Genomic DNA, 12,058 nt, shown 5'->3' on the forward strand with positions numbered 1-12,058 from the left:
CCTCGCAGCAGTCGTCGAGGCTGAGCTCGACGCCATCTGCCGGGACGACTCCTTCCTGCGCCGCCTGTGGCAGGGCTCGGAGATTCCGATCCCGCCAGCCCTGACATTACTTTCCTGAGAGCCTATAATGCCTCACGTCTGACTCGCCCTGCGGGGCGAGTGGTGTGTGGGTTCGGAACTTTCAGTCAGACGCATTGTCTCTACTGGTGGCGTCACTGCCCCGTAGAGGTGTGCCATGCCTTTTGATCAGATGGCTCGTGGAACCCTTCCATGGGCTCGTTGTCTTGGTTGGAGTTTCGCGCTCGCGCTTCTGGTTGTCCTGACCGGCTGCGCCACCGGTGCGCCCTCGCGCGGCTGGAAGGTGCAGGAGTCCCTGCGCTACCGGCCCAGCACGCCCCAGGAACACCCGGACGCGACAGCCGCCCGGAAGCGCGGTGCGCTGGCTCGCCTCGCCTCGCAGGGCCGTGCTGGCCCGGGCTCGGTGGTGACTCGCTCGGTGGCGAGCGGGCTGGTGCGGGTGGATGCCTTCGAGGAGCTGCTGCGCGCCGCTGGGGTGGACAACTACTTCGACCTGCCCAAGCGCGAGGCGCCCTTCACGCCCGAGGACGCGGCGGCGCTGTATGACTTGCTGTTGGAAAAGCCTGTCACCCTCGCGGGCTTCGGTCCGCGCAGGGTGGTTGCTCACATGCTGCACGAGGTCATGGAGGGGCAGACGGAAGTCCCTCGGGCTGAGCTGCTCCAGCGCATCGAGCGCTTCCGGTTCCTGGCGGTGCTGCGACCCGACGGCTACCTGGCCTGGGCGCTGAATGGGAGGACCCAGCAGCGGGTGGCGCCAGTGCAGTGGAAGGACGGCGCCTTCCGGGCCCACGGGTTCGAGGTGGGACGCTTTTACTCGGCGCGCAACCACATGGGCTTCTTCCCTGTGGATGAGTACCTGCGCGAGCGGCGCGAGGCCGGGTTGCTGGCCGAGGTGTATGACGACGCGGACGTCATCAGCCGAACGATGGACGGGGCTGAAGCGTCCTTCTTCGAGCTGGGCCAGTCGCTTGGCACTCTGGTGGTCCACCCTGTCGACAGTGCCGCGGCGTTGACGCAGCTTCCCGGCGCACTGGCCCAGCTCATCGCCCAGTCGCCGGAGTACCTGGCGCGCTTCAAGCTGATGACGCGGGGAGAGCAGATCGAAGCGCTCTCGAAGATGGCCACCACGCTGCTCTCCATGTACGGAGTGGCGGGCGGCACCACTCGGACGGTGGCTGCGGCGGGGCGAGGACTGGAGGTTATCTCCGTGCCCGCGCTCTCCCTCACAGCGGAGGGAGCGCTGGTGATGGAGCGGGTGGCACTGCCAGTGGGGCAGTTTGTCACGACCCTGAGCGGTGGACCCGGCGCCGCCATCATCCTCCAGCGTGCCAATCAGACGGCGAGCGGAGCACAGCCCGCGCAGGGGCCAGGACAGTGGGGCCCGGCGCGCGAGTCCATGAGCCGGCGCGCTGCGCGCTACCAGGCGCAGATCTCCGGCCGACCGGCCGGTGAGGCGTACTGGATCGGTGGCGTGGACACCAAGATGGGCGGTGTGAAGTTCGATGGCTTCCAGGAAGGAGTCCTGCTCGAAGCCAAGGGACCCGGCTACGCCAATAAGTTCCTCGATTCCTTGGATCCCCATCCATGGTTCAAGAACTCGGGGGCCAAGAGTCTCCTTGAGCAAGCCCGCAGACAGCTCCAAGTCGCCAACGGAATTCCCATTCGTTGGCATGTGGCTGAGAAGAAATCCGCAGACGCCATTCGCAAGCTGCTAAGGAACGGCGGCATCCTGAGCATCAAGATCGTTCATACCCCCATGGTGCTTTAGCAGAGCGCTTCACAGATGATCGAGACCTACCATGTGGGCGCCTACTGGGGTGCTCGCCGCGAATCCCCAGAGGAATGTGCGTGCCGCGCGAAGGACTTCCTTACCGCTCTGGCCAGCCTGGACCCTTCGTTCCGCCGCTGGTTCAAAGCGGGTCGCTCCCGGAAAGAAGCGCTCAAGCATCGGCTGGAGACAGATCAAGCTTCTTTGGAAAAGGTGATCCGGCGCGGCAAGGATCGAGTCTTGGAGCAGCTCGGGTTCTCTTTCGGGGGCTGGACTGGCGAGGACGACTACGAGGCCACGGCCTTCACCGTCTTCTGCGGAGGCTGCTCCGATCGCGTGCTCAACACATGCACCTTCACCCTACCGAGTCGAGGCTTCAACGCCGAGCGAATCCTCACCGCTCCTGTTCTCACCGGGCTCGTGCGCACCATGGCCACCGCTTGGGACCCGGATTGGGGGGAATGTCTCTCCAGCCCTCACATGGACCTGATGCCAGAGCTGACCCGGCCCACCGTGCGCGTGGGATGGATCACCTATGTGTCCCGCCGCCTAGGCACCGTGCCTCCCCTGCACGCACCCGTTCGCATCGAGCGCGTGGAGGACAAGGGTACCCTCATCCTGCTCACCCCCGACCGCTTCACGGTGCATAACCCCGAGCACGTCGCCCTGGCCGAGCGTGTCCGTGAGCTGCTGGACCGCGCGGGTCTGCTCCATCCTTCCCCCGCCCAGGGGAGTTCCCAGAATTGAGCCGCACCCCCGGTCCGGACCTGCGACGGCAGATCAGCTGCCCCCGGGGCTTGCACTCGCATCCTTGCCGTTCAAGGGAGCCGCACTTGAAGAACTGTCAGCAGGCAGGACTGGCCTCGCGACAAGTGCCGCGAGCAGCGGGTGTTGGAGCGGGGCGAAGCACTGGAACTCACTTCGTAGCGTGTCGAATGCCACCCGCTTGCTGAGAGAAATTCGCGGGCGCATCCGGGATGGATCCAACCGATTGTCGGATGCACTTCAACCTGGAAGACGTGCTCGCGGTGGAAGTCGTGCCCCTCTACCGTGAGGAGGCCGAAATCGTGCTCGAAAAGCTGGCCCAGCGAAAACCGTAAGCGAGCTCTTCTGCCTCCCGGTCCGGACCCGCGCTGCGTCCGGACCGGGGTGACCTATTCGGGCTGGCTTAGCGCGGCGCGGGCACCGTGCCGGGTGCCGTGATCGAATTCACCGGCTTCGCCACCGACTCCACCGCGTAGGCCGTCCACCACGACAGGCTCTCGAACTCCTCGTAGGGGTTGTTTCCCCCAGGCTTCGGAGAAGGAGGCGGCTCCTCGCTGATGTTCAGGCACGGATCAATGACCTTGCCTCCCCCAGAGCCCGAATCGTCATCCTCTCCACCCCCCGGAGCCGGCGTGGGCACCGGCGCGGGCGGCGGCGTTGTCGGCTTGGGCGCCGGCGTGCCACGCGTCGCCAGCTTCACCGGGCCCGTGTACACCGTGACCGGCACTCGCGCCTGGTAGAAGCTCGCGAAGGCTGCCTGCTGCGTCCCTCGGCCTCCCCGGATCATGAACGTGAAGCGCCGCGACTCCGTGTCGATACCCGCCGCGAGGTACTGGCCCGTGGACGGGCAGAACGTCGTCACGATGTTCTTGGTGGCCGGCGGAATGGGCGGCAGCACGCCCGTCTCCGGAATGGTCTGCATCGGCGGAGCGGTGGGAGGCGTCCCGCCTGGATCGGAGCAATCGGCTGGAGGAGGCTCGGGCCTCGGCTCCATCGTCTTGCATCCCGCCAGTGCCAGCCCCAGCGCCGCGAACAACACCCATACTCTCTTCATGATGTCTCTCCTTGGATGTGGACCTCTGGTACTGCGACAGCTCACTCGAACACGAGCACCGAGCGCGCCCAGCTCTCCGCGTCTCGGCGCAACCACTCCTGGCGCACGTCTCTCAGCGCCACAGCCGCGCGCTGCCCGGCGCGGATGCGCTCCTGCACCGCGACGAAGAAGGGCCCTGCCTCCGCGTCGGGGATGTCCACGGTGGCCGCCAGCACCGTGCGCGCTCCCGCCTCCAGGAAGGCCGCCGGCAGGCTGAAGGGCTCGTGGATCCGCTGCGCCGTGTGCGCCGCCCGGCACGCGGCCAGGGTGACCAGCGGGGCTCCTTCGAGCCGATGCGCTCGCACCTCGCCCGCCGTGAGCGCGTAGCGCCCGCCCGCATCCGGCGAGAGCACCAGCAGCGACGCGTCCGAGAGCGTCGGGTTGATCAACCCGTGGGCGTGAATTTCGATCTCCGTTGCCCGCGTCATGGCCTCGAGCACCCGGCCCGGTGTCGCGTCGGCGCCCGAGAGCACGGTGATGCCCTCCCCCACCGGCCGCCAGGCCCCCAGGCGCGGCAGTTCCAGCGCGGCGGGCGCCTCCACGTCCTTCACCACCACGTGCCGCGCCGGCGCCGCGCCGGGCACCGCCCGCGCGGTGGACGGCGTGAGGTAGCGCCACGCGAGCGCATCGGGCAGCAGCCCCGCTCGGCCATGCAGCGGCGGTCGCGCCAGCACATCCACCTGCTCACAGGCGCTCAGCGGCGCGACGAGCGCCTCGGGGACGATTCCCCGTGCCTCGACTCCCAGCGGCTGCGTGCGCCCCCCGTCATAGAACCCCTGCATCCGCCCCTCGGGCCCGAAGGCCAGCGCGAGCGTGCGCTCCCGGTCCACCGTCACCGCCACCAGGCACCGCCTGGGCAGCGCTCCTCCCGCCTCCTGCTCCAGCAGCGCCAGCACCTGGGACCACTCGCCCCCCTTGCCCGCCGCGAACAGCAGCGAGGCATAGCTGTAGGCCCGCGCCTCTCGCGCCTCCGCGCTGGTGCGCGGCAGGGCCTCCGCCTCGGTGATGGTGCGCCGCAGCACCTCCTCGCCCCGCGCGCGCTCGTGCTCGATGAGGAAGCGCCCCTCGATGTGCGAGAGGATGACCCGGGCGCCCGGATCCAGCCGGCCCGCGCGGCGGCGGGCCTCGAGCGCCTCCAGCAGCCGCCCGTCCTGCGTGGGCTCCGGGCGCAGGCGCGCCAGCTCCGCCAGGGTCATCGCTCCCAGAATGGACTTCAGGGTGCCGCACTGGAGCGCCTCCCCGATGGCCCCGCGCGCCTCCTCCACCCGCATCTCCTCCAGCAGCGCCAGCGCGTCGTTGGCCCGAACGAACTGCCGGATGGAGCAGTCCTCCGGAAAGTACGCCAGCGCCTCGTCGAGCAGCGCGCGCGCCAGCACCCCTTGTCCCTGCAACCGCGCGAACTGCCCAAGGCTCAGCAGGAAGTCCGTCTCCGAGGCCCAGAAGCCACTGCGCCGGTACAGGGCACGCGCCTCCCGCACGCTCCGCGTGGCCTCGGGGATGCGCCACAATTGGCGGTACACATCTCCCAGCCGCTCCAGCAGCACGCCGCAGCGATAGGCGAAGGTGCCCCCCTGGCATTGCCTCGTCGCCGCCAGGAGGAGCTGCTCGGCCTGGAACAGCTCTCCCTTCCGGATGGCGGCCTTGGCGCGCTCGTGCGCGGCGATGAGCGTGAACCATGGGTCCTTGGTCCCCTCGGCGAGCCGCGCGTAGCCCTCCACATCGCGGGCCACCTCCTGGGTGAGCACGAGCGTCCCCATGAGGATGTCGAGCTCGCCCGCGGCCCGGAGCTTCTCCAGGTACGCGGACAGTCCTCCGGGGACCGCCTCGCCCCGGAAGACGTGCAGGTAGAGCGCCGCCAGGGGCGCGCGGCGCTGGAAGTCCCGGGCCTCCGCCCAGCGCAGGCCATCGCGCAGTGCGCTGCCGCCGAAGTGCGCATCGAGCGTCTCCGCCACCGGCCACAGCGCCTGGAGCCGCTCCAGCGTCGGCGCCGCACGGATGGCGTCATAGAGGAAGAGGCGATAGAGGTCCGGCCTCGCCCGGAGCTGCTCCGCCGAGACGGTGCCCTGGCCCGTCACCAGCGCGGCCCCGGTCGCCCACGCATCCTTATATCCCTGCTGCTCGGCCTGGATCCGGCCGCGCATCGTCTCGGCGTGGGTGCGCGCCTCGTCCGCCCAGCCCGGCTCCGCCAGCGCCTCCACCGCCTCGAACGCCTCGGCCGACTTCGCCCACAGCTCCAGCTCGCGCAGCGCCAGCCCCCGGTTCCACAGCGCCGGGCCCAGGCGCGGGCGCTCCTGGAAGGCCCGGTCCAGCAACGTCAGCGCGCCGGCCGCGTCCTTGCGCGCCAGGGCCACCGCCGCGCGGTCACTCAGCACCTCCGGCGAGTCCCCCGCGCGCTCCAGATACGAGGCGGCCAACTCCGGCGCGCCCTGCAGGAGGTACGCGGCGGCCAGCCCTCTGAAGTCCCCCTGCGCCTCCAGCCGCGCCAGCACCTCCAGCGGCACCCCCACCGACTTGCCGCCCCCGCCCCGAGCCACGGCGTGGTACGGGCGGTGACTGGCCACGCCCGGGTGGCTCAGCCGAACCTCCAGGGAGCGCGTCGCCGCCACCGGCCACGCCACGGCCTCTTCGCTCCGAGCCTCGCGCGCGCCCCAGCGCCAACCGACGGCCGCCACGCCCGCCGCCGCCAACACTCCCGTGGCGAGCAGCAGCCTGCCCGACCCCTTCCACTTCGCGTCCAAGCCCGCTGCTCCCAGAGTTGTGCTTCCCCCAGCCATGCCTCCTCAACGGAGGCCCCGCCGAATCTTCCCGGCCGCCACGCTACAACTCCCAGTGTCAGCGTCCAGGCGAGCAAGCCACTCCGGGAGCAGGCGGGCAGGCAAGCACCACGTAGGGGGACTGCCTACCTTTGCGCCAATGTTCCGAGCCCTACTGGCCCGATGGAGAAGTTCGCTGCGCCTGTTCCAACCGGCGAAGGTCCACGCGCACCGCGCGAAGATCTCCGTCACGCAGGTGGCCCACCGCTATGGCAACAAGGTGGTGGCGCTCCAGGACGTGAACCTCAACATCCGCTCGGGCGAGTTCGTCTGTCTGCTGGGGCCCTCGGGGTGCGGCAAGTCCACGCTCCTGTACGCCCTGGCCGGCCACGTGGTGCCCACCGGTGGCACCGTCTCCATCGACGGCAAACCCATTCACGGCCCCGGCCCGGACCGGCTGCTCATGTTCCAGGAGGCCGCGCTCTTCCCGTGGATGACGGTGCTGGGCAACCTCAAGTTCGCCCTGGCCGCCCGAGGCGTGCCCCGCGCCGAGCGCGAGCCGCGCGCCCGCGAGTTCATCCACCGCGTGCAGCTCTCGGGCTTCGAGGACACCCTGCCCCACCAGCTCTCCGGCGGCATGAAGATGCGCGCCAGCCTGGCTCGGGCGCTCGCGGTGGACTCGGCGGTGCTGCTCATGGACGAGCCCTTCGGCTCGCTGGATGCGCAGACGCGTGTCCACATGCAGGAGCTCTTGCAGAACATCTGGCTGCGCACCTCCAAGACGGTGGTGTTCGTCACCCATGACGTCCACGAGGCGCTGATGCTCGGCACGCGCGTGGTGCTCATGGCACCCCGGCCGGGCCGCATCGTCAAGGACCTGGAGGTCCACCTGCCCATGCCCCGCTCGCTGGAGGAGCGCAACCTCAACGAGATGGCCCGCTACCTGCGGATGCTGATGCGGCGGGTGGAAGGCCCAGAAGGAGCGCTCACCCCACCGCGCCCCATCCCCGAGGACCAGGTAGGCCTGCGGCACTGAGCGAGGTGCGGACATGAAGCGCTGGATACAGAAGCTGGGAGTGATGGCGCTGTTATTGGTGACGTGGGAGGTGCTCACGCGCGTGGGCCTGTGGTCTCCGCACCTCTTCCCCGGGCCGGTGAAGGTGGCCGAGAGCCTCTATGCCCTGGCGGCGGATGGGCGCCTGGGCGCGGCGGCGCTGCGCTCGCTGGGACGACTGGGGCGCGCCTACGTCATCTCCGCCGGCATCGGCGTTCCCCTGGGCCTGGCCACCGCGCGCATCGGCTTCTTCCGCCACGCGGTGAAGCCGGTGGTGATGGGGCTGCAGGCGCTGCCCTCCATCTGCTGGCTGCCGCTGGCCCTGCTGTGGTTCGGCCTCAATGACGCGGCCATCCTCTTCGTGGTGGTGATGGGCAGCGTGCTCGCCATCGCCATCGCCACCGAGGATGGCGTGAACGGGATTGATCCGCAGCTCGTGCGCGTGGCCCATACCTTGGGGGTGCGCGGGCCCCGCTTCTCCTTCGGCGTGCTGCTGCCCGCAGCGCTGCCCGGCATCGTCACCGGCCTGAAGCTGGGCTGGAGCTTCGCCTGGCGCGCGCTGCTCGCCGGCGAGCTGCTCTTCGTCTCCGGAGGCCTGGGCCAGTTGCTCACCCTGGGCCGCGAGCTGATGGACGTGCCGCAGGTGATGGCGGTGATGGTGGCCATCATCGCCATCGGCATCCTGGTGGACCGCCTCTTCTTCCAGACGGTGGAGACGCGGGTGCGGCGGCGCTGGGGGCTCATGCCCTCCACTTGATGTGTGGTGTCGGACGGGAGCGCTTGGGGCCGGTTGCCGCCCGCGCGCGCCATCCCCATTACCGCGCCCATGCCTACACCCTGCTCCCGTCTCCTCCTGGGGCTCTGCGCCCTGCTCGCCACCGCCGGGCTCGGCTGCAAGAAATCCGGCGGAGAGGCCTCGGGCGACGCCAACGCGGCGCTGCGCCTGGGCTTCTTCCCCAACATCACCCACGCCCAGGCCCTGGTGGGCCACACCGAGGGCCTCTTCGCCGCCGAGCCCGGCGTCGGCAAGCTGGAGGTGAAGCAGTTCAACGCGGGCCCCTCCGCCATGGAGGCGCTGGTGTCCGGCTCGCTGGACGTCTCCTACGTGGGCACCGGCCCCGCCATCAACACGTACCTCAAGGCCGGCCGCGAGCTGCGCATCATCTCCGGCGCGGTGAACGGCGGCGCGGTGCTGGTGACGCGCAACGCGAAGTCCGCCGCCGAGCTCAAGGGCAAGAAGCTGGGCTCGCCGCAAATTGGCAACACGCAGGACATCGCCCTGCGCCACTGGCTCAAGCAGCAGGGCCTCAGCGTGGCCACCGACTCCGGGGGCGATGTGCAGGTGGTGCCCCTGAGCAACCCGGACCTCCTGGCCCAGTACATCCAGGGAGGCCTCGAGGGCGCCTGGGTGCCGGAGCCCTGGGGCGCGCGCATGGTGGCCGAGGGCGGCGGACAGATTCTCGTGGACGAGCGGGACCTGTGGCCCGATCGCCGCTTCCCCACCACCGTGCTGGTGACGACGAAGAAAGTGCTGGAGACGCGCCGGCCCCAGGTGCTCGCCCTGCTGCGCGTCCACACGCGGCTCACCGAGCGCTGGCGCACCGAGCCGGAGGCCTTCACCACCTCCGTCAACACCGCCTTCGGCAAGCTCACCAGCAAGCCGCTGGCGCCCGCCATCCTGAAGGACGCGTTCTCCCGGCTGGAGCCCAGCCTGGACCCCGTCCCCTCCGCCATGGCCGAGGCCGCGCGCCACGCCAAGGAGTTGGGCTACCTGCCCAGCGATGACATCTCCGGGCTGGTGGACTCCAGCCTCCTCGAGGAGGTGCGCGCCACGGCGAAGTAGCGCGGCCTACTTGCGCTCGGGCTCCACCGCCCCTGCCAGGGACAAGGCGACGTTGTTCGTCTCGCTCACCTGGTAGGAGGCGATGATCTCCTGCCCCACGCGGGGCTGCTGGGTGATGCGCAGCGCGCTCAGGTCCAGCGGCACCACCACGCCCTCGCGGTCCACGTAGAGCGTGCGCCCCTTCAACTCCACCACCCGACCGGACAGCACCCGCATGCCACCTTCATTGCGCCCGTCCTCTCGCTGGAGGATGACGTCCGTGCCCGTGGGGCCGAAGTTGAACTCCTCGATGCCGCCACCGCGCCCGCCCTGCACGTCGCCCACCATGCCGCCGGCGGTCCCCATGTCCTCCTTCTCGCGCGCCTGTGAGGCCAGGGGAGCAAGCAACAGGCCGAAGGCAGGCACGAGCAGCGCGGCGCGGACACTTCGCTTCATGGTGGGCTCCAGCGTTGGGGTCGATGACCCGTCCACCCCACAAGCTAGGAATGAAGCTGGAGCGCGAGGGAACAGGCCCACCTGCCCTGGCGGCAGGAGGAGCCAGCAGCCAGCCCGTTCTCTACTCGGCGCGCGGCGTGGAGGCCTCGCACAGGTGCTCGAGGAACTCGGGCAGCAGGCTGCGGGAGATGATCCACACCTTGCCCTCGCCCAGGTCCGTGAGCTGCGCGCGCCGGGCGTAGTCCTCGACCCGCGCCTCCACGTAGTGGACGAACACCGAGCGCCCGCGCGCCTGGTACCACCGCGAGGCGCGAGACAGCAGGGCCAGCATCGCCTCCTGCACCTCGGGCAGCGCCTCGTCCTGCAGGGGGATGATGCGCACCCCATCCAGCACGTGGAAGAGGTTGAGCCCCGGCTCGGCCGTCTCCAGGATGGCCACCGCCAGCGCCTTGCCCCCGGCGCGCGCCACCAGCACCTCGCGCTCGCGCGTCAGCTTCGCCGTATCCCAGCGCGCCCGCGTGGTGCCGAGATCGAACCGCTCGGGCACCAGGTCCAACGCCTCGCGGTAGGCCAGGGGCCGCGTCTTCTCCAGGTGGCTGAAGAGCTGCGAGAGCTCCTCGGGCGTGGGCGCCTCCAGCTCCAGGTGCTCGGGGATGGCGGGCCACTCCCAGTCCGTCTTGCCCTCCATGAAGCGGAAGGGCATCACCGCCGCCTGGCCCGTGTCCTCGTACCAGCTGGCGAAGTCGAAGTTGATCAGCCGGATCCACCGGACGTTGGCCTCGCAGTAGGCCAGGTACCACTTCACGCCCGGGTCCAACTGCGAGGGCTCCAGCGTGCGCAGGTAGATGTCGCGCAGCGCCTCGCGGGCCGTGGCGCCGCGACCCTCGGGCCCCGGCGGCTGCTGGCGCGCCAACTGGTGCGCGAACAGCGTGTGCTCGTAGGGCCGCAGCACCGAGGCGGTGCCCTCCACGCCGCCCGGCATGGGCCGCACCACCCGGTAGCCCAGGCGGGGGTGGCGCTGCAGCTTCTCGTGCGTCTCCTCGAACTGCGCCTTGAAGGCGGCGAACTTCGTGGGCTCCTTGCCCGACAGCCGGAAGTAACCCGAGCGCTCGAACAGCTCCCACACGCCCGCGTTCCAGTCGCCCGCCACGCGGGTGCGCGGGTGGATCTGCTCGTCCACCAGCTCGCGCCAGCCCTGCTCCTCGCGCACGTCCAGCGGCGCCAGCCACATGCCGCAGCGCCGGCCCTTGCTCTGGCTGGAGATGTTGCGCACCTCGGCGAAGAGCTTCACCGGCGCGCGCCCCGGCATCTCCACTTCCATGGTCGGCACGCGCATGCCCGGGTAGAGCAGGTCCTCGCCCGGCTCGGTGAGGAAGGACAGCCCCTCGTAGGACACGTCCAACAGCTGGCGGCGCACCCGCACCTGCGGCCACAGCGGGTGCTCGAAGGACAGGCAGCACTCGGTGGCGGTGTTCGCCCGGCGCAGCCACCGGTGCCGGTAGCGCGTCAGCTCCACCGGCAGCGGCATCATCCACATGCCGCCCTCGTACCAGGCCTTGTCCACCGCGAAGTACTGCACCGAGCTGTAGCCGAAGGCCTCCATCGAGAAGGGCTGCGCCGGCAGCGGCCCGTCGGCCCTCCAGCCGAGGACGCCCTCGTACTTGTCGAAGTGCGCGGCGCGCACCTCCACCCGCGAGCCGTCCGCCAGCCGCGCCACGCCGCGCGTGCCCCGCGCCACCAGCGCCTCGCAGATGCGAAGGATTCGGTCCTGGCGGTGGATCACCTCGCGCCACACCGGGCGCGCCTCGGGCGTGAGCAGGTGCCCGTTGTCGCGCAGCAGCTCCAGCGCGGAGACGATGCGGCGGCCCGCGTCCAGCGGCGGCGCCACGAAGCGCAGGCGCAGCTCCGGCGAGGCCTCGGGCCCCACGCGGCTGACATCCGTCACCTCCGCCTGCAGCGAAGTGGTCCACCACTCGCCCGGCCCCAGCACCACCGAAGCGCGCTGGCCGGGGCGAAGCTCCGCTCCCGCGGTCAGGTGCAGCGTGAGGTGCTCCAGCGACAGCTGCACCAGTCGGCACTCCGCCCCGTTCACGCCGCCGAACGAAGCGATCGCGGAAAGCTCGGTTCCCATCCGGTAGCCCAGGATTGCCTCGCGGGTCGACATCCGGTTGTCCGACTGCATGGGAGCTCCGTTACTGGGGGGAGGCTTTCCGATCTTAGCAGAACAATTTCATACCACGGTTCCGCCGGGCTTCCCCAAGGGAAATTT

General features: G+C 70.1%; 10 protein-coding genes. 6 read left to right on the forward strand and 4 right to left on the reverse strand.

Translation table 11 applies throughout. The features are described 5' to 3' along the window. The first annotated feature begins 361 nt into the window (after nucleotides 1-361). The 3 genes from SYV04_RS42595 (at nucleotide 362) to SYV04_RS43860 (ending at nucleotide 2,946) form a co-directional block, all read left to right on the forward strand. Nucleotides 362-1,846 carry a Tox-REase-5 domain-containing protein gene (locus SYV04_RS42595; RefSeq protein WP_321551865.1) on the forward strand — a complete coding sequence of 495 codons (1,485 nt, stop codon included), beginning with the start codon at nucleotides 362-364 and terminating at the stop codon, nucleotides 1,844-1,846. Nucleotides 1,847-1,861: 15 nt separating this feature from the next. Further along, nucleotides 1,862-2,593, forward strand: a complete 732-nt coding sequence (locus SYV04_RS42600) for an immunity 52 family protein (protein WP_340371391.1) — start codon at nucleotides 1,862-1,864, stop codon at nucleotides 2,591-2,593. Nucleotides 2,594-2,823: 230 nt separating this feature from the next. Next, nucleotides 2,824-2,946, forward strand: coding sequence for a hypothetical protein (locus tag SYV04_RS43860; RefSeq protein WP_422724031.1), 123 nt, complete (start codon nucleotides 2,824-2,826; stop codon nucleotides 2,944-2,946). Nucleotides 2,947-3,014: 68 nt separating this feature from the next. Here SYV04_RS43860 and SYV04_RS42610 read toward each other — a convergent pair whose 3' ends face one another. Together SYV04_RS42610 and SYV04_RS42615 are read right to left on the reverse strand one after the other, a co-directional pair. Then, nucleotides 3,015-3,665, reverse strand: a complete 651-nt coding sequence (locus SYV04_RS42610; RefSeq protein WP_321551866.1) for a hypothetical protein — start codon at nucleotides 3,663-3,665, stop codon at nucleotides 3,015-3,017. A 41-nt stretch (nucleotides 3,666-3,706) separates the two neighbouring features. Beyond that, nucleotides 3,707-6,442: a CHAT domain-containing protein gene (locus tag SYV04_RS42615; RefSeq protein WP_321551867.1), complete on the reverse strand. Its 2,736-nt coding sequence runs from the start codon at nucleotides 6,440-6,442 to the stop codon at nucleotides 3,707-3,709. Between the two features lie 175 nt (nucleotides 6,443-6,617). On the opposite strand from SYV04_RS42615, the gene SYV04_RS42620 reads away from it, so the two are divergent. The 3 genes from SYV04_RS42620 (at nucleotide 6,618) to SYV04_RS42630 (ending at nucleotide 9,354) form a co-directional block, all read left to right on the forward strand. Then, entirely contained in the window at nucleotides 6,618-7,493 is an 876-nt protein-coding gene (locus tag SYV04_RS42620; RefSeq protein ID WP_321551868.1) for an ABC transporter ATP-binding protein, read from the forward strand. Nucleotides 7,494-7,506: 13 nt separating this feature from the next. Then, nucleotides 7,507-8,268 carry an ABC transporter permease gene (locus SYV04_RS42625; RefSeq protein WP_321551869.1) on the forward strand — a complete coding sequence of 254 codons (762 nt, stop codon included), beginning with the start codon at nucleotides 7,507-7,509 and terminating at the stop codon, nucleotides 8,266-8,268. A gap of 69 nt (nucleotides 8,269-8,337) precedes the next feature. After that, nucleotides 8,338-9,354, forward strand: a complete 1,017-nt coding sequence (locus SYV04_RS42630) for an ABC transporter substrate-binding protein (RefSeq protein ID WP_321551870.1) — start codon at nucleotides 8,338-8,340, stop codon at nucleotides 9,352-9,354. A 6-nt stretch (nucleotides 9,355-9,360) separates the two neighbouring features. Here the strand turns inward: SYV04_RS42630 and SYV04_RS42635 are convergent, their stop codons facing one another. Both SYV04_RS42635 and SYV04_RS42640 read right to left on the reverse strand, forming a co-directional pair. Beyond that, a complete protein-coding gene (locus tag SYV04_RS42635; protein ID WP_321551871.1) occupies nucleotides 9,361-9,789 on the reverse strand; it encodes a hypothetical protein in 429 nt (142 codons plus the stop codon). Between the two features lie 121 nt (nucleotides 9,790-9,910). Further along, nucleotides 9,911-11,971, reverse strand: a complete 2,061-nt coding sequence (locus tag SYV04_RS42640; protein ID WP_321551872.1) for a PilZ domain-containing protein — start codon at nucleotides 11,969-11,971, stop codon at nucleotides 9,911-9,913. Nucleotides 11,972-12,058: the final 87 nt, after the last annotated feature.

The organism is Hyalangium ruber, assembly GCF_034259325.1.
In the GTDB taxonomy this organism is placed as follows: domain Bacteria; phylum Myxococcota; class Myxococcia; order Myxococcales; family Myxococcaceae; genus Hyalangium_A; species Hyalangium_A rubrum.